This is a genomic window from Vibrio sp. R11-SG3-ISO3-SZ, assembly GCF_059834345.1.
The window spans coordinates 1-16,818 of sequence record NZ_JCBDGX010000049.1 but is presented as its reverse complement, the minus strand read 5'-3'; the positions used below and the strand labels follow the sequence as shown (position 1 = coordinate 16,818).

General features: G+C 49.6%; 13 protein-coding genes. 3 read left to right on the top strand and 10 right to left on the bottom strand.

Features of this window, described 5'->3' with window-relative positions:
• Positions 1-194, bottom strand: a 194-nt coding sequence (locus tag AC6R1O_RS06595) for a S4 domain-containing protein (RefSeq protein WP_500656725.1), incomplete at its 3' end; no start/stop codon positions are given.
• Between the two features lie 571 nt (positions 195-765).
• On the opposite strand from AC6R1O_RS06595, the gene rne reads away from it, so the two are divergent.
• Positions 766-3,810 carry a ribonuclease E gene (rne, locus tag AC6R1O_RS06590; RefSeq protein ID WP_500632686.1) on the top strand — a complete coding sequence of 1,015 codons (3,045 nt, stop codon included), beginning with the start codon at positions 766-768 and terminating at the stop codon, positions 3,808-3,810.
• A 258-nt stretch (positions 3,811-4,068) separates the two neighbouring features.
• Positions 4,069-5,628 carry a SulP family inorganic anion transporter gene (locus tag AC6R1O_RS06585; protein WP_334552541.1) on the top strand — a complete coding sequence of 520 codons (1,560 nt, stop codon included), beginning with the start codon at positions 4,069-4,071 and terminating at the stop codon, positions 5,626-5,628.
• A gap of 73 nt (positions 5,629-5,701) precedes the next feature.
• On the opposite strand, the gene rnd is transcribed toward AC6R1O_RS06585, so the two are convergent.
• The 8 genes from rnd to AC6R1O_RS06545 all read right to left on the bottom strand — a co-directional run bounded on the left by rnd (position 5,702) and on the right by AC6R1O_RS06545 (position 13,449).
• Complete coding sequence (rnd, locus tag AC6R1O_RS06580) at positions 5,702-6,817, bottom strand: ribonuclease D (protein WP_500630309.1); 1,116 nt, start codon at positions 6,815-6,817, stop codon at positions 5,702-5,704.
• 110 nt (positions 6,818-6,927) lie between these two features.
• Entirely contained in the window at positions 6,928-8,619 is a 1,692-nt protein-coding gene (gene fadD / locus AC6R1O_RS06575; RefSeq protein WP_500630310.1) for a long-chain-fatty-acid--CoA ligase FadD, read from the bottom strand.
• A gap of 108 nt (positions 8,620-8,727) precedes the next feature.
• Complete coding sequence (locus tag AC6R1O_RS06570) at positions 8,728-9,585, bottom strand: alpha/beta fold hydrolase (RefSeq protein WP_500630311.1); 858 nt, start codon at positions 9,583-9,585, stop codon at positions 8,728-8,730.
• On the bottom strand, positions 9,582-10,118 hold the full coding sequence (locus tag AC6R1O_RS06565) for a Slp family lipoprotein (protein WP_500630312.1): 537 nt from the start codon (positions 10,116-10,118) through the stop codon (positions 9,582-9,584). The genes AC6R1O_RS06570 and AC6R1O_RS06565 overlap by 4 nt, the downstream gene beginning before the upstream one ends.
• Positions 10,119-10,150: 32 nt before the next feature.
• A complete protein-coding gene (locus AC6R1O_RS06560; RefSeq protein ID WP_500630313.1) occupies positions 10,151-10,453 on the bottom strand; it encodes a chromosome partitioning protein ParA in 303 nt (100 codons plus the stop codon).
• 40 nt (positions 10,454-10,493) lie between these two features.
• Positions 10,494-11,195 (bottom strand): tRNA (adenosine(37)-N6)-threonylcarbamoyltransferase complex dimerization subunit type 1 TsaB, encoded by a 702-nt coding sequence (gene tsaB / locus AC6R1O_RS06555; protein ID WP_500630314.1) that lies wholly within the window; start codon positions 11,193-11,195, stop codon positions 10,494-10,496.
• A gap of 23 nt (positions 11,196-11,218) precedes the next feature.
• Positions 11,219-13,135 carry a DNA repair helicase YoaA gene (gene yoaA / locus AC6R1O_RS06550; RefSeq protein WP_500630315.1) on the bottom strand — a complete coding sequence of 639 codons (1,917 nt, stop codon included), beginning with the start codon at positions 13,133-13,135 and terminating at the stop codon, positions 11,219-11,221.
• 113 nt (positions 13,136-13,248) lie between these two features.
• Positions 13,249-13,449, bottom strand: a complete 201-nt coding sequence (locus AC6R1O_RS06545) for a hypothetical protein (RefSeq protein WP_500630316.1) — start codon at positions 13,447-13,449, stop codon at positions 13,249-13,251.
• Between the two features lie 266 nt (positions 13,450-13,715).
• Between AC6R1O_RS06545 and purU the strand changes: the two genes are divergently transcribed.
• Entirely contained in the window at positions 13,716-14,549 is an 834-nt protein-coding gene (gene purU, locus AC6R1O_RS06540) for a formyltetrahydrofolate deformylase (RefSeq protein WP_487901103.1), read from the top strand.
• Between the two features lie 68 nt (positions 14,550-14,617).
• Here the strand turns inward: purU and AC6R1O_RS06535 are convergent, their stop codons facing one another.
• Positions 14,618-16,621, bottom strand: a complete 2,004-nt coding sequence (locus tag AC6R1O_RS06535; RefSeq protein ID WP_487901242.1) for an FAD-dependent oxidoreductase — start codon at positions 16,619-16,621, stop codon at positions 14,618-14,620.
• Between the last annotated feature and the right edge of the window lie 197 nt (positions 16,622-16,818).

The window sequence follows — 16,818 nt, the reverse complement described above, 5'->3', positions numbered from 1 at the left end:
AAGTCACCCGCTTGCAGTTTGTACTCAGCTTTGACGCGTTTTTTGTTCACTCGTACTTCGCCTTTGCGCAAAATGCGGTAAACCACACTTTTCGGCAGGCTTTTGAGTTGGTTGCGCAAAAAGTTATCAATGCGCTGACCAGCCATGTCGTCATCTATATCGACGAATTGGACTTTCGTTCTAATTTCGCTCATCGGGCTATTCTAACACTCTCATAACCGTGCTTGAAATCACATTTCCTCTGCAATTTAAACGCGGTTTTATCTCAAACAATGAGTCTCAGTTCTGCTACGGATACTTTTTAACCGTGGCATTTGCAAATCTGTATTAAAACCAAACTAATAACTTTAAATACAAGGTTTTATAAAAAACAAAATTTGATTTTTTAGCGTTTTATTATAAAGCAGATTGCTGTGTTTACTGGGTACTGCTATAGTTCACACCTGCAATAAATGATTTGGTTGCATTTTACACAAACCCAATCATCTTAGCGCAAGACGGTAAGTAGCCAGCTAATTTAGCAAAATGCAGCATACGGCGTAAGACATTTTCGACATTAGTAAAATTGTTGCCCTGCTTACTGCTCCATCATGTTTGAGTATCGACCGCTAATGATAGCGGCTTACACGCCAGCGCGTGTAAGACTGAAGTGCCCTGAGAGCATCCCTCCAGCCGGGAGGCTGCAACGACATAAGCCATGGGATCAGGCACCGTGATAGAGAAAAAAGGCAACAATATACAAAAGAATGACAACGAGATTTATCAATGAAAAGAATGTTAATTAACGCAACTCAAAAAGAAGAGTTGCGTGTTGCACTGGTTGATGGCCAGCGACTGTATGATCTAGATATCGAAAGTCCAGGACATGAATCAAAGAAAGCAAATATCTACAAAGGACGTATCACCCGCATCGAACCTAGTCTAGAGGCCGCCTTCGTTGACTACGGTGCAGAAAGACACGGTTTCCTCCCTCTCAAAGAAATTGCCCGCGAATACTTCCCTAACGGTTACACCTATCAAGGTCGTCCAAGCATTAAAGAAGTGCTAAAGGAAGGCCAAGAAGTGATCGTGCAGGTAGAGAAAGAAGAGCGTGGTAGTAAAGGCGCAGCCTTAACCACCTTTATCTCTCTTGCGGGTAGTTACCTTGTATTAATGCCAAACAACCCACGCGCGGGTGGTATTTCTCGACGCATTGAAGGCGACGAGCGTACTGAACTCAAAGCGGCATTGAGCACGCTTGAGCTCCCGCAAGGCATGGGACTGATTGTTCGCACCGCGGGTGTGGGCAAAAGTGCTGAAGAGCTGAAGTGGGACTTGAACGTTCTGCTTAACCATTGGGGTGCGATCAAACAAGCCTCTGATGCGAATCCAGCACCGTTCTTGATTCACCAAGAAAGTAACGTGATTGTCCGAGCGATTCGTGACTATTTGCGCCGCGATATTGGTGAAATCCTGATCGACAGCAACACCATTTACGAACGTGCACTTGAGCACATCCGTTTGGTGCGTCCTGACTTTGTCAATCGTGTGAAAAAGTACGATGGTGAAGTGCCACTGTTTAGCCACTACCAAATTGAAAGCCAGATAGAATCTGCCTTCCAACGCGAAGTGCGCCTGCCTTCAGGCGGTTCTATCGTTATTGACCCAACGGAAGCGTTGACGTCTATCGATATCAACTCGGCACGCGCCACCAAAGGCGGCGACATTGAAGAGACAGCGCTCAATACTAACCTAGAAGCGGCGGATGAGATCGCACGCCAATTGCGTTTACGTGATTTGGGTGGCCTGGTCGTTATCGACTTCATCGACATGACACCGGTGCGTCACCAGCGTGAAGTTGAAAACCGCCTTCGTGACGCGGTTCGTATGGACAGAGCGCGCGTGCAAATTGGTCGTATCTCTCGCTTTGGCTTGCTAGAAATGTCTCGTCAACGCCTAAGCCCGTCGCTTGCAGAAGCAAGCCACCATATTTGTCCTCGCTGTAGCGGTACAGGCGTGGTGCGTGATAACGAATCACTCGCCCTGTCAGTATTGCGCTTGATTGAAGAAGAAGCACTAAAAGACAACACTGCCCAAGTGTTGGCTGTAGTTCCTGTACCTATCGCTTCTTACTTGTTGAATGAAAAACGTCGCTCGGTTAACCACATCGAACGCATTCAAGAAGTTAAAATTACCGTGGTACCGAACTCTGACATGGAAACCCCTCACTTCGATGTGATTCGTGTACGTGAAGGTGAAGAGTTTGATCTGCTCTCTTATTTGCTACCACAAAAATTGGAAGCGATGAAGGAAGCAGAAAGCCGTGATGTTGCAGAAACAGAAGTGAAACCGAAGAAAATCGAAGAGCCTGCTCTTAAAGGATTTGCCTCGGCAACACCATCTGCACCAACGCCACCACCTGCTGCGCCAAAAGCGGTAGAGAAACCGGTTGAAGAGACTCCGGCTCAACCTGGCGTCGTTGCTCGCCTGTTTAAAGCACTGGCTGGCTTCTTGTTTGGTTCTAATAGCGAAGCAGAGAAGAAAGAAGAAAAACCAGTCGAAAGCGAGAAGAAAGACAACGCGAGTAACAACAATCGCAACCGTCGTGGTCGTAATGACAATCGCCGTCGTAACAACAATCGTGATGACAAACGCGATAACCGTGATGACCGCCGTCGCAATAGCAACCGTGATGACCGCCGTCGCAATAGCAACCGTGATGACAAGCGTCGCAATAACAATCGCGATGAAGTCGAAGCAACAGAAAGCAACGCGACCACTGAGCGTAAGAGCCAGAACCGCAAGCCAAAGCAAGATCGCCGCAATACCAAGCGCGATGATGCCACAAAAGGCAATGCGAAAGTTGCGGAAGAAGGATTGAAGCTTGCCGCTGATGCCCAGCAAACTGAGCCTACCAAAGCGCGTGAAGAGAAAACTGAAAAAGTGAAAGAGCGTCGCCAGCGCCGCAAACTCACCAAACAGGTTCGCGTGAAAGATCAACAAGCTCAGGCCCAAGCCGATGCCAATGCTCAAGAAGCAAAAGCTGAGGCGGTTGTTGAGTCCGTTGAACAGACGAACGACACAGCGAATGAACAAGCTGAACAGCCTAAGCAGCGCCGCAACCGCCGCTCACCGCGTCACTTACGTGCAAGTGGTCAGCGTCGTCGTCGTGGACGTGATCGTCGCCCTAACCCGTTCCGTTTGCGCAAAGGCGGTGTCGCGTCACCAGAAATGGCGATGGGTAAAGTGATGCCAAGCTACGGCATTACTAAACCAACTGCGAAGCCTAAAGTGGAAAAAGAGACCACAGAGGTAACAGTGACCCTTGGTGGATTTGCCTGCCCAGAAATGGCAATGGGTAAAGTGATCATTCGTCGCGAGCAACCTGTCCAGGCTCAAGCTGAGACCGTGCCTTCACCAGTGGAAGCCGAAGTGGTGAACGTCACTCCTGAAGCACCTAAAGCGGTCAAAGCCGAAACGGTAGAGGCTCCAGCGCCAGTTGAAGCCGTTGCAGACAAGGTGGTTGAAGAGACCGTCGCGACGGAATCAGCGCCAGCGGACGTCTCTGAGCTAGTGACCCCAGCTGTTGAACCCGTAGTTGAACAGGCAGAAGTCAAACCGGAACCGAAAGTAGTTAAGCCAGCGAAGGCTTCTCCTCTGAAAGGATTTGCTTCTGCGCCGATGGCTAAAGCCCCTGGCAGCGATGAAATGAAAGAGATTTCAGTGGTCGCCGCGCCTCTTCGTCAAGAGCGCTATCAGCCTAAAGGAGCCGGCAGTCAAGTCGCGCGCAACCAGGCAAGCGCAGCGATGGCAAAGCCACAAGGTTACTAATACAACCTTAATCCCTCAGTAAGACAGCCCCTTTTTGGGGCTGTTTTTTCTCTGTGATACACCCTCACTGTGTCACACACCACATGCTACACTCTAGTCATTATTGAACTTAATCACACTTTTAGGTAGCATTCGCGGTCACGAACTGAATTAACGTTTTAGCAACCCTTTCGATACCCATATCAAAAGTATCATCGCATTTTGCGCACTATGACGTCATTCAGACTAGGCCTAACTCATGAGCAGAACAAAATAAGTATGTTTGAATTTCCTCAATTTTCTAAGCACTCGGTGAAAAACGATGTGCTCTCTGGCCTAACGGTCGCCCTGGCTTTAGTCCCAGAAGCCGTCGCTTTCGCGTTTGTCGCCGGCGTTGACCCTATGGTTGGCCTGTACGCCGCCTTTATTGTTGGTTTAATTACGTCCATTTTTGGCGGTCGTCCAGGTATGATTTCAGGCGCGACGGGTGCCATGGCCGTGGTTATGGTTTCACTGGTTGCCAGTCATGGCGTACAGTATTTATTCGCTGCCATCATGCTTGCCGGCATCTTACAAGTCGCCGCGGGTATCTTTAAGCTAGGTAAATTTATTCGCATCGTACCTCACCCTGTGATGATCGGCTTTGTGAATGGATTGGCGATCGTTATCTTCCTCGCTCAGTTAGGCCAATTTAAAGCCCCGGATATCAACGGTATGCTGACTTGGCTACCACAAGGTCAAATGATGCTGATGTTGGGCTTAGTTGCACTGACCATGGCCATCATCCATTTCTTGCCTAAAATCACTACAGCAGTGCCCTCTTCGCTCGTGGCCATCGTGACCGTCACCGCTTTGGTGGTGGGTTTAGACCTCGAAACACGTACCGTGGTTGACTTTCTTCGTACCATGTCTGGTGATGATGCTGCGACACTGGCGGGCTCACTGCCCACCTTCTCCATCCCTATGGTGCCGTTTACCCTTGAGACGCTGCAAATCATCCTACCCTACGCCATCATTTTAGCGGCGATTGGCCTGATCGAATCACTATTAACCCTGACGGTTCTCGATGAAATGACCAATACTCGCGGTCAATCTAACCGCGAATGTATCGGCCAAGGTATGGCGAACATGACTTGCTCCGTCTTTGGCGCGATGGGTGGTTGTGCCATGATTGGTCAATCGATGATTAACGTCAATTCGGGTGGTCGTGGCCGCCTTTCCGGTATTGTTGCTGCGGTTGCCTTGCTGATGTTTATTTTATTTGCGTCGGCTCTGATTGAGATGATTCCGCTGGCGGCTCTGGTTGGCGTCATGTTTATGGTTGTGATCGGTACCTTTGAATGGGCAACCTTCAAACTAGCACGCCGCGTACCAAAACAAGATTTCTTCGTGATTGTTCTCGTCACTGTGGTCACGGTATTAACTGACCTGGCCGTCGCCGTTGCGGTCGGTGTGATCGCTTCTGCCTTGATGTTTGCATGGCAGCACGCCAAACACATTTATGCTGATACGCGCATCAATGACGAGGGGTCAAAAGAGTACAAGATTCATGGTCCGGTGTTTTTTGGCTCTACCGCCAACTTCCTTGAGCTGTTTAACGCACAAGATGATCCAAGTGATGTGATCGTCGATTTTGCCGACTCTCGCGTCACTGACCACTCAGCGATTGAGGCCATTGAAACCTTGGCGGATCGCTACGCGACCGTCGGTAAGACATTGCACCTGCGCCATCTCAGTCCAGACTGCCGTAAGCTGCTACATAAAGCCGGTAGCTTAGTGGAAATCAATGTCAAAGAAGACCCAAGCTACAAGGTGGCCACCGACGTCTTAGCAGGCTAACGGTTCGCTTTTATCGATAGCACAGAAACAGTAAGGGCTTCCAATTGGAAGCCCTTTTTATTAACCGCGATGATTACAGCAGTTGATTCAACTTTTCGCCCACTAAGGACTTACGCCATCCTTGCATCACGTCCGGTAAGGCCGCAGGATCTCGGTCTTTTTTCCATACCCAAGTGATGATCTGATTGAGCTGTTTTTTTGAGGCAATGAATTCAGTCGCCAGACCTGAGCTTTGTCCAGCGTGTTTAACTTCATCCTTTAGACGTTTAAACACCTGCTTGTAGCCTGGTAAATCCATCAAACGTTCAATTTTCTCTGGGTACTCGTCTGCTGGCGTCATTTTGGCTTCTTTCACCAACGAAATGAGTCGCGTAGCATGACGTTGCACGGATCTTGGGTCCATGCCTTCTTGCTCCATACGCTGCTTGTTTTGCAAACCCAGTCTCGCGACGTTGAGCAAATCATTTTCTTTAAACACAAAGTTTAACGCTAAGTCACGACGCAGCGCTTCTTTATAACGCCAAGTGGCCAGAGGCTTCAATATGGCCAGCTCTTTAGGTTTCAGTTGCCATGCGCCCTTGATGTCTAAATAAGCGTTAGCTGGATCGATACTTTTGATTCGCTTTGCGGCCAGCATTTCGCTCTCCTGCTGCGCTGCGTCCCACCAGCCTGCTTGAGTCACTGCATCAAGCAGTTTTTCATACAGTGGCAAGAGGTAGAACACGTCTGCCGCCGCGTAGTCGAGTTGCTTATCTGAGAGTGGACGAGCTAACCAATCGGTGCGTGATTCACTTTTATCGAGCTCTACACCTAAGTAGTGATCAACCAGGGCAGCAAAGCCGGTTGACAGGCCATGGCCGAGAAACGCCGCCATCACTTGCGTGTCTACCATGGGAAACGGCAAGCAATCAAAGCTATTGTTAAACACTTCTAAATCTTCACCACAGGCGTGGAGCACTTTCAGCACCGAGCTGTCTTTGAGCAGAGCCACAAACTCACTCATGTCATCAATCACGGTTGGATCGATTAATGAGAGCTGCTCGCCATCGAACAGTTGTATCAGCCCTAGCTGTGGGTAGAAGGTACGCGTTCTGACAAACTCGGTATCGAGCATCACTACATCCACCTGGCGTGCTTGCTGGCAGATAGAGTTTAGTTGTTGGGTATCGGTAATGATTTGGTAATTCACAAAGGTCTCGCTACGCCTATAGAGTGGCGTTCTAGTTGCGGCACATAAAAAATGCCGACCATGGTTATGTCGGCATTCTAACATCAAAGCTTACGATCTGCTTAGCGAGTTTAGCTATCGTGCTTGGCCAGATTCGCTTCGTTTTCCTCTCGCAGAACGCGACGTAAAATCTTACCAACGTTGGTTTTAGGTAAGTCTTCTCTAAACTCAACCAATTTTGGCACTTTATAGCCGGTCAGATGCTTACGACTGTGAGCAATCACTTCCTCTTTGGTGAGGCTTGGATCTCGCTTGACAACGTACACTTTGACCACTTCACCAGAGACATCGTGAGATTGACCGATTGCCGCCACTTCCAGCACCTTGCCATGCAGAGCAACCACATCTTCTATCTCATTCGGGTAGACGTTGAAACCGGAGACCAGAATCATGTCTTTTTTACGATCGACAATATAAATCATGCCGTGCTCATCGAATTTGACGATGTCACCCGTTGACAACCAACCTTCGCTGTTGATCACCTCTTTAGTCGCTTCCGGACGCTGCCAGTAACCTTGCATCACTTGAGGGCCGCGTACTTGTAGTTCTCCAACCTCGGTGGTTGGTAATACCTGTCCGGCATCATCCACAATACGCACTTCCGTTGAAGGAACAGGCAATCCAATCGCACCTGTGTAGTCTTTCAAATCGTAAGGGTTCCCCGTTACTAGCGGCGAGCATTCGGTCAGACCATAGCCTTCAAGTAAGTGAATGCCAGTTGTCTTCTTCCATTGGTCGGCAACCGCGCGCTGCACCGCCATGCCACCACCAACGGCGAGCTTAAGCTTGCTGAAATCAAGTTCGTGGAAATCTTCATTGCTCACCAAGGCATTGAACAAGGTGTTCACCCCAGTGATCGCGGTGAAAGGGTGCTTTTGCAACTCTTTGACAAAGCCTGGAATGTCTCTTGGGTTGGTGATCAACAGGTTCTGGCACCCCAGTTCAACAAACAGCAAACAGTTCACCGTCAGAGCGAATACGTGATACAGCGGCAGCGCTGTTACCACTAATTCACGCCCTTCTGTCAAGACAGGGCCGTAAGCACCTTTCGCCTGCAAAACGTTAGCAATCATATTGCGGTGGGTTAGGATTGCGCCTTTCGCCACCCCTGTCGTCCCGCCCGTGTATTGCAAGAATGCAATGTCATCCCCCGACATAAACGGCTTCACGTACTGTAGACGACGGCCTTTGTGGAGGGCTTTGCGCATCGAGATCGCCCCAGGCAAGTCATATTTTGGCACCATGCCTTTGACGTACTTAACGACAAAATCGACCAAGGTACCTTTCGCTCGAGGCAGCATTTGCCCAAGGCTCGTCAACACCACGTGCTTAACAGGCGTGTTCTCCACCACTTGCTCAAGCGTACTGGCAAAGTTGGAGACAATCACAATCGCTTTGGCACCAGAGTCATTGAGCTGATGCTCCAACTCACGTGGCGTGTAAAGCGGGTTAACGTTGACGGCGATCAGCCCAGCTCGCAATACACCAAACAGGGCGACCGGATATTGCAGCAAGTTTGGCATCATCAACGCGACGCGATCACCCTTTTGCAACTTAAGATCGTTTTGTAAATAGGCGGCAAACGCTCGGCTGCGTTCCTCCAATTTACGGAAGGTCATCACCGACCCCATATTCACAAAAGCAGGTTGATCCGCGTATTTTTGTACGGACTGCTCAAACATCTCAACCAGAGATGGATACTGGTCCGGGTTAATGTGCTCAGGTACATCGCTTGGATAGCGTGACAACCAAGGTTTATCCACGTTAATACTCCTCGAAAAAACAGCGTGCGCGCGCCGATATCGTTATGTTGTTATTGGCCTATTACAGCACAGGCGCAGCGCCCGCGCACGGAAGACTCAAACACTTGTTTAAATTTTGTTAACTAAGCCAAAAATTAGGTCAGATACTCTAGAAGGATGCTCTAAATGGCAGTGATGTCCGCCCGAGAGGGTGACAAACTCGCGCACCGGATTTGCCTCTGACGTCATGGGCTTCAAATGAGAAAAGCCTTGCTCTCCCAGCACAATGATCTGAGGGCAGACTATCGCATCGCGGATCGCTTGAGCATGCTGATGAGACATCCGGTAGAGGGAGTCACTTTGCAAAGCGGTGTCATGGCGCCAAGCCCAGCCCTGTTCGGTTTGCTTAATTCCGCGCAGCACAAGCGGCGTAATTTGTGCCTCCGTCAGCGAGTTGACCGAGGCACGCCGGGCTACCGCATCGTCCGCTGAGCTCATCAAACGCACAGGCTTACGACGAATACGTTGGCGGCTCATCACCCCTTGGCGCAATCTTGTGACCGCACACTCCGGCGTCTCCGCAAGCGGCCCATCGCCTTCAATCTGGACTAATCCAGCCACCTGTTCTGGAAACGCGGCACTATAGCAACTTGCGATCAAAGCACCAAGCGAATGTCCAACCAATACGGTTCTGTTTGGCGATAACTTAGCCAAAACTTGGTAAACATCGTCGATATAGTCATGAAACGAATAGAAATGAGGAGAGGCTTTATGAAATGAGTGCCCATGTCCAGGCAAGTCTACGGCGCACAAGTGGGCGTGAGGTAACTGATGCGCTAGTGCTGTCATTACAGTAGTGAAACTGGCGGCGTTGTCTAACCAACCGTGCAAAAAAACGACCGAGACACCGGCCGTTTGTTTATCTCCTAGCTCAAGGGTGGCGACCTTGCCGCCGTCAATCTGGTAGTGGCAATGTTCAAACGTCATTTGACTTCCTGAATCACGCGCCCTTCTCTTGGTCGGTACCCCACATCACGACAGTAGTAGCCTCGGCAAGGGAACATATAGCTGCCAAAGTCATCCACAATCACACGCTCTTCAATACGCCACAAGTGAAGGGTCGCTTGTTTCATCACAGGAAACTGATGTAAGTAATCACCGACTTTACCCTCTTCGACACCCGCAGATTGCCCCAGCGTCGTGATCAAGCGTCCTTCAGCTAAGCTGACAGGATCCACAAAACCGGGCACATAGGCGACGTAGCGACCGTTGGGCTCTTGCGTGATGTCAGGCTTACCACTACTTGAGATAGGCAGATTGACTATTTCTATCCGCGTTTGTGAATCCAGATTCTTCACGTCGGCAATCACGCCGCCAAGGCGCACAGGGTGAGATTGTGAGGCATCCCACTGCGCGTAATCTGTCACGAGCGCAGGGTCGTCATTCACTAGCTGTGTGGGCAGTGTGCTGCATGCCGTCATGAGAAACGTAGTCGCAAAAAGGAGTAGTGCTGATTTCATCGGAGACTCTTTATCGGAAAAAGGAAAGTGTGCTAGATATAGAGATCGACACCAAGCATCTGCGAGAGTTCATCTCGCTTCACCTGATGCATCACATTCATATACTCTTCCATCGCTTTACGGCTCTTGCCTTCTGGAAGATCATATTGAACCTTCGCCCGTTCGACGTCAGATTCTGTGATGGGGCGAATAGAATTCGCAACGGCGTTTGCCACCTTGGTCGGCTGCGAAACCTCGTTACCCTTACTTTGCTTGTTTACCCCCTGTTTTTTATTGGCTTTATTCGCACGATTCGGTCCGGGGACCGAGGGGGGTAAACCGTTTATAGACACCATACTATTCACTCATTTCGCTGTGCGCTCACTGGGCAGAGTATTATTCACGCCCAGGAAGCTTTTTCCACGCAACCGTATCGCGAAGATAAACAGGGCTGGCTTCTTCTGCACTGACACTGAGTCCCTCTCGCCAAGCTTGCTCGGCCAAGATCACCATATCCTGCGCATCCGGGAACAGCACATCACCCGCTTTCAGCGTTAATGGGAGTTCCGCCAGCGGCGCTTGATAGGTTTGCCACCCCGTTCCTGCCGTGTGCCAGCACTGCGCATCAGAAGGCGTGCGTTGAACGAGCTCATCGGGAGCAATCACGCACTCTTCATCCACATTGGCCCAGCTGCCATCTTCTTGACGCTGAAAACGTCCCCAATACACTTCACTCATGCGAGCATCAATGGCGCACGCAACTTGCTCCGCTTGGTGGAGACGGTAGCTACCTTGAGCCATCGCGGCGAGTGTCGACACACCAATCATGGGCAGATCCGCACCAAACGCTAAACCTTGTGCAATACCAATGCCAATACGTACGCCAGTAAAACTACCCGGGCCTTGACCAAAGGCTAACGCGTCTAAATCTTGTAGCGTAAGCCCGGCTTCTTTTAGCACTTCATCGACCATAGGAAGAATCTTCTTGGTGTGATCACGCGGGGCGACTTCACTGCGAACAAACACTTTGTCGAAGGCTAATAGGGCCACAGAGCAGTTCTCTGTAGCGGTATCTAGGGCAAGAATTTTTGCGCTCATGATGTTCTCTAAATCTAATTTCATTAATCTTTATTGGGCTGGAGGAACTGCTTTATCGCTTCAATATCCCGTGTACGAGGAATTGGAGGTAAACTGGCTAAGAACACACCACCGTAATCACGTGTTACTAATCGATTATCACAAATGATTAGCGCTCCCCTGTCCGTTTTATCACGAATCAATCGCCCTACGCCCTGCTTTAACGTAATCACCGCATCAGGAATTTGTACCTGTGCAAACGGGTCTCCCCCTTTTAACTGACAATCCTCAATACGTGCTTTAAGCAGTGGGTCATCGGGCGCGGTAAACGGCAGTTTGTCGATAATAACACAGCTCAGCGCGTCGCCTCTAACATCTATCCCTTCCCAAAAGGCCCCTGTCGCCACCAGCAGTGCATTACCCAACTCCATAAACTCCGCCAAGGTCTTTTGTTTACTTGTCTCACCTTGCATAAGAACCGGGACATTGAGTACCGCGCGAAATCGCTCAGTCAACTCTCGCATCATCGAATGGGAGGTACACAAGAAAAAGCAGCGACCTTGGTTTTGTTCAATGACAGACGCGAGTAAAGCAACCAGTTTGTCTGGTAAACCCGCCGAATTTGGCTCGGGAAGATAACGGGGCACGCAAAGTCTCGCCTGCTGTTGGTAATCAAATGGGCTAGGTAGCGACATCTGCTGAGTGGGCTGTATACCCAAACGAGACGTGAAGTGCGCAAAATCTTGATTAACCGCTAACGTTGCAGAGGTAAATACCCACGCACCGGGTTTGAGCGTCATTTGTTCATGGAACTTATCCGCCACACTCAAGGGCGTAATGTGCAAACTGAAATGACGAGGCGTCGTGTCATACCAGTAGGAGTAGCCCGTGATAGAGACATCACACACGCGCTCCAAGCGCGCTTTGATGGTACTCGCTCGCTCAAAAGCGCTATCAAGCAACTGGCTGCGGCCAAGGGCTAATTTCAACACTTCAACGGTAAAATCAAGGCTCTCTTCAAGACGGTTCAACTCTCGAGCGATCGACGGTGATTTGATCGCTTCACGCCAATTGCCACGAAACCCAGGTTCACCCAGAGTAATGCGCAGATCCATCGCACATTGACCCAGTTTTTCCGCGACCTTTTGCAGTTGACGCATGTCTTTTGCTTCGGTGCGATAGGCGATCTCAATATCTTTGCACAGCTCCTGTATTTGGCGACTGGATAACGACTGACCAAAATACTGGCTAGCAATATCCGGCAGTTGGTGTGCCTCGTCGAATATAAACACGTCCGATTCTGGGATCAGTTCACCAAACCCCGTCTCTTTAATGGCTAAATCGGCCAAAAAGAGGTGATGATTGACGACAACCACATCCGCTTCCATCGCTTTTTTACGCGCTTTGAGTACAAAACAGTCTTGGTAGCTAGGGCACTCTTTTCCCAAGCAGTTATCGTTGGTGGACGTAATGGTCGGAATCACAGGGCTGTCTTCCGCAATCGCATCACAATCGCCCAAATCTCCGGTTTTTGTCTCTGAAGACCAGCTGCGCACTTTGACCAACTGACTGAGTAAGGTCGGATCCGAACTTTGATGGTGACTCTCGAGCATTTGTCGACTTAGACGATCTAGACAGAGATAGTTAGCACGACCTTTCAGCAAGGCCACTTGTCCGTAAAACCCGAGCGCTTCGACCATCAGTGGTAGATCGCGGTGGTAGAGCTGCTCTTGTAAGTTCTTTGAACCAGTACTGATTACGGTTTTCTTGCCGCTTTGCAGCGCGGGCACCAAGTAGGCGAACGTTTTTCCGGTTCCCGTTCCCGCTTCAACCACGAGCTGCGAACCATCTTGAATCGCTTGATGCACCGCCTCTGCCATATCTAACTGTGCTTGGCGAGGCTGAAAGCCTGGGATGGCCTTGCCCAAGGCGCCATCTTGAGTGAAGGTTTTTGCAATCATTCGACAATACGATAAGAGGGGTTACTGGGGATTATGTCAGTTTTTTAAAAAGGGCGCGAATGTGTTTCGCGCCCTAAGTTGGTAGATAAGCAAGTAGAGAGGTGACGAGTGGATTAGCGTTTGTTGAGGTAACGCGCTAACCACGCAGGACCGGAAAATCCAGTGTGCTGATCAAGCATGGCTCTGGCCGCTTCACTTGGCGACGCTTTGCATTCCCACATTTCTCCTAAAATTTGTTCATCAATTTCATGATCACCGAGCAGCGCATGAACACGCTCAGAATACAGTTTGCGGGCGAGGAGTTCTTTATCCATACATACCACCTTAAACAACTCTTTGAGAGTAGAATGAGTCAACCTTGAGCTTATTCGTATTGCCCGAACAGTGCGCCCTCATTTCACTGGCCTGCGACCTTCGTTGACGATACAGAGAAGCAGATAATCAATTAACTCAGATTAATTGTTGAAACCAATCTGATATTAGTTTAATTGTAGCTTCAATATTGCGTGTGGCTTCACCGTTCGAAGCGGCGCAAAAATTTTACTTTTAAAAAAAAATAATTCTCGGAAGTATCGACTTAATGGAAAAGAAAACACTACTGACGCACTGTACAGACGCTGCGGGCCTGATTTCTAAAATCACTAACATCTGTTATAAGCATCAACTCAACATCATTCACAACAACGAATTTGTCGACAATACCAGCGGCCACTTCTTCATGCGTACCGAATTGGAAGGTTACTTTAATGATCAAACCTTGTTGGCCGATCTAGACCAAGCGCTACCTGCCGGTACGAAACGTAAATTGATTGGCTCTGAGCGCAAACGCATTGTCATTTTGGTCACCAAAGAAGCGCACTGCTTGGGTGATATTCTTATGAAAAATTACGATGGTAGCCTAGATGTTGAGATTGCGGCCGTGGTCGGTAACTACGACAACCTGCAAAGCCTGACAGAAAAGTTTGACATTCCTTATCACTGCGTCTCTCACGAAGGGTTAAACCGTGAGGAGCATGAGCAGAAAATGCTGGAAGTGATTGAGCAGTATGAACCGCACTACTTAGTGCTCGCGAAATACATGCGCGTTCTTACTCCCTCTTTTGTCGAAAAGTACAACCATAAGATCATCAACATTCACCACAGCTTCTTGCCTGCGTTTATTGGCGCGAAACCATATCAGCAAGCGTATGAGCGCGGTGTCAAAATCATCGGCGCAACGGCGCATTTTGTCACCAACGACCTCGATGAAGGCCCGATCATTAAGCAGGACGTAATTCCAGTCGATCATAACTTCAACGCCCAAGATATGGCGCAAGCAGGTCGCGATGTGGAGAAAAACGTTCTCAGCAAAGCGCTAACCAAAGTCCTTAATGACCATGTATTTGTCTACGGAAACAAGACGGTCATTTTGTAACGCTTTCTCAGTGGGAATAAAAAAACGCCAGATGGAGCGACTCCATCTGGCGTTTTCTATTGAACACATTAGAGCTTAATCGCCAGCTCGACACCTTGTTTAATTGCACGCACCGCATCCAACTCACCGGCATAATCCGCGCCGCCAATCACATGCAGTTTGTCGCCAAACTTCTCCCACTCATTCTCAAACGGACGAACGGATTCTTGGCCCGCGCAGATGATCACTTTGTCGGCCTCGAGTAACTGCTTTTGTTCATCAATCGCAATGTGCAGTCCTTGGTCGTCAATCTTCTCGTAACTCACCCCACCAAGCAGGTGAACCCCACGTTTTTCCAGTGTCCGCTTATGAATCCAACCTGTGGTTTTTCCCGGACCTTTGCCGACACGCCCTTTACGACGTTGCAACACCCACACGGTTTTATCACTGAGCGAATCTGGGTAAGGGAACAAGCCGCCCGGATGTGAAATCGCTTTGTCGATACCCCACTCATGCAGCCAATCGTCAAGATTGTGTCCTTGAGGCTCGGTGAGCATGGTGGCAACGTCGACACCAATGCCGCCGGCTCCCACAATCGCCACCTTGTCGCCAACGTAGGTTTTTTCGCGAATTAGAGTTTGGTAATCCACCACTTTCTCTTGGTTATCAATCCCCTCAATAGTCACTTTACGAGGTTCAACACCACTGGCCATGACCACTTCATCGTACTCCGCCAATAGATCGAAATTCGCTTCCGTCTCTAAATGGAGTTTGACGCCCGTTTCATCAATGCGGTTAGCAAAATAGCGGATGGTTTCACGAAACTCTTCCTTGCCCGGGATCTGCATGGCAAGACGGAACTGACCACCGATACGGTCACTGCGTTCAAACAAATCCACTTGATGGCCTCGCTCGGCCAAAGTCGTGGCACACGCCAGGCCAGCAGGACCTGCGCCCACCACGGCAATGTTTTTCGCCTTCTGCACCGGCGAGACAATCCACTCTTCCTCTCGACAGGCGAGCGGGTTGACTAAGCAGCTTGCACGTTTACCTTTGAAGACATTGTCCAGACAGGCTTGGTTACAACCGATGCAGGTGTTGATGAGCTTCGCCTTGTCCTGCTCGGCTTTGGCGACGAAATATGGGTCTGCTAAGAATGGACGCGCCATCGAGACCATATCCGCATGGCCACTCTCTAAGATTCGCTCCGCTTCATCGGGCATATTGATTCGGTTACACGTCACAATCGGCACATTGACATGCGGCTTCACTTTCTCGGTCACCCACGTAAACGCGCCTCGCGGGACTTGCGTCGCAATGGTTGGAATCCGCGCTTCGTGCCAGCCGATGCCGGTGTTGATGATGGTGACCCCAGCCGCTTCTAGCGCTTTGGCGAGCATCACCACTTCATCAAATGTGCTGCCCTCTTCCACCAGATCCAGCATCGATAGACGGAAAATGATAATGAATTCTTCGCCAACTGCTTTTCGAATGGCTTTGACGATCTCTAGGGGAAAACGCATACGATTTTCGTAACTACCGCCCCAATCGTCGTAGCGCATATTGGTTCGTTTACAGATGAACTGGTTAATGAGATAACCTTCCGACCCCATTACTTCCACGCCATCATATCCTGCCAACTGAGCTAACTGCGCACTGTTTGCAAACGCGTCGATGGTTTTCTTGATTTGACGAGTACTCATCTCACTCGGTGCAAAACGCGCAATGGGCGCTTTGATGGAAGAAGCACTTTGGGAGAAGGGGTGCATTGCATAGCGACCTGCGTGCAACAGTTGCAACGCAATCTTGCTGCCATGTTGGTGGACCGCTTCGGTCACGACCTTGTGTGCTTGTGCATGTTTCGGCTTACTAAATTCAGCCGAAAATGGATGAAGACGACCGCGTAAATTGGGCGAAAAGCCACCCGTCACAATTAAACCGACACCGCCTTTGGCACGTTCAGCGTAGAAAGCGGCAAGTTTTCCAAGGCCTTCTTTCTGTTCCTCAAGGCCGGTGTGCATAGAGCCCATCAAGACACGGTTTCGAATCTGAGTAAAGCCGAGATCTAAGGGCTTGAGTAGGTTTGGGTACATGGCAGACATCACTATACTGTTTATTATTGTGGTCTGACCACGATATGAGCTTCTTTATAAAAAATCAAACAGGCGTTTACATTTTTGTAACACCGATCAATCTTACAGTTGTTCCACTCCACGAGTTTCAGTAGGATGGAGGGTGTCCGGACATCTAGGGTAACCCCATCACCTGCGTTGACGTCGCAGCGGAGATA

Bases quoted from the DNA above. Each gene is read 5' to 3' on its own strand.
- rne (WP_500632686.1), top strand. From the start codon at position 766: ATGAAAAGAATGTTAATTAACGCAACTCAAAAAGAAGAGTTGCGTGTT.
- AC6R1O_RS06585 (WP_334552541.1), top strand. From the start codon at position 4,069: ATGTTTGAATTTCCTCAATTTTCTAAGCACTCGGTGAAAAACGATGTG.
- AC6R1O_RS06570 (WP_500630311.1), bottom strand. From the start codon at position 9,585: ATGACGTTTGAACATTGCCACTACCAGATTGACGGCGGCAAGGTCGCC.
- AC6R1O_RS06565 (WP_500630312.1), bottom strand. From the start codon at position 10,118: ATGAAATCAGCACTACTCCTTTTTGCGACTACGTTTCTCATGACGGCA.
- AC6R1O_RS06560 (WP_500630313.1), bottom strand. From the start codon at position 10,453: ATGGTGTCTATAAACGGTTTACCCCCCTCGGTCCCCGGACCGAATCGT.
- tsaB (WP_500630314.1), bottom strand. From the start codon at position 11,195: ATGAGCGCAAAAATTCTTGCCCTAGATACCGCTACAGAGAACTGCTCT.
- yoaA (WP_500630315.1), bottom strand. From the start codon at position 13,135: ATGATTGCAAAAACCTTCACTCAAGATGGCGCCTTGGGCAAGGCCATC.
- AC6R1O_RS06545 (WP_500630316.1), bottom strand. From the start codon at position 13,449: ATGGATAAAGAACTCCTCGCCCGCAAACTGTATTCTGAGCGTGTTCAT.
- purU (WP_487901103.1), top strand. From the start codon at position 13,716: ATGGAAAAGAAAACACTACTGACGCACTGTACAGACGCTGCGGGCCTG.
- AC6R1O_RS06535 (WP_487901242.1), bottom strand. From the start codon at position 16,621: ATGTACCCAAACCTACTCAAGCCCTTAGATCTCGGCTTTACTCAGATT.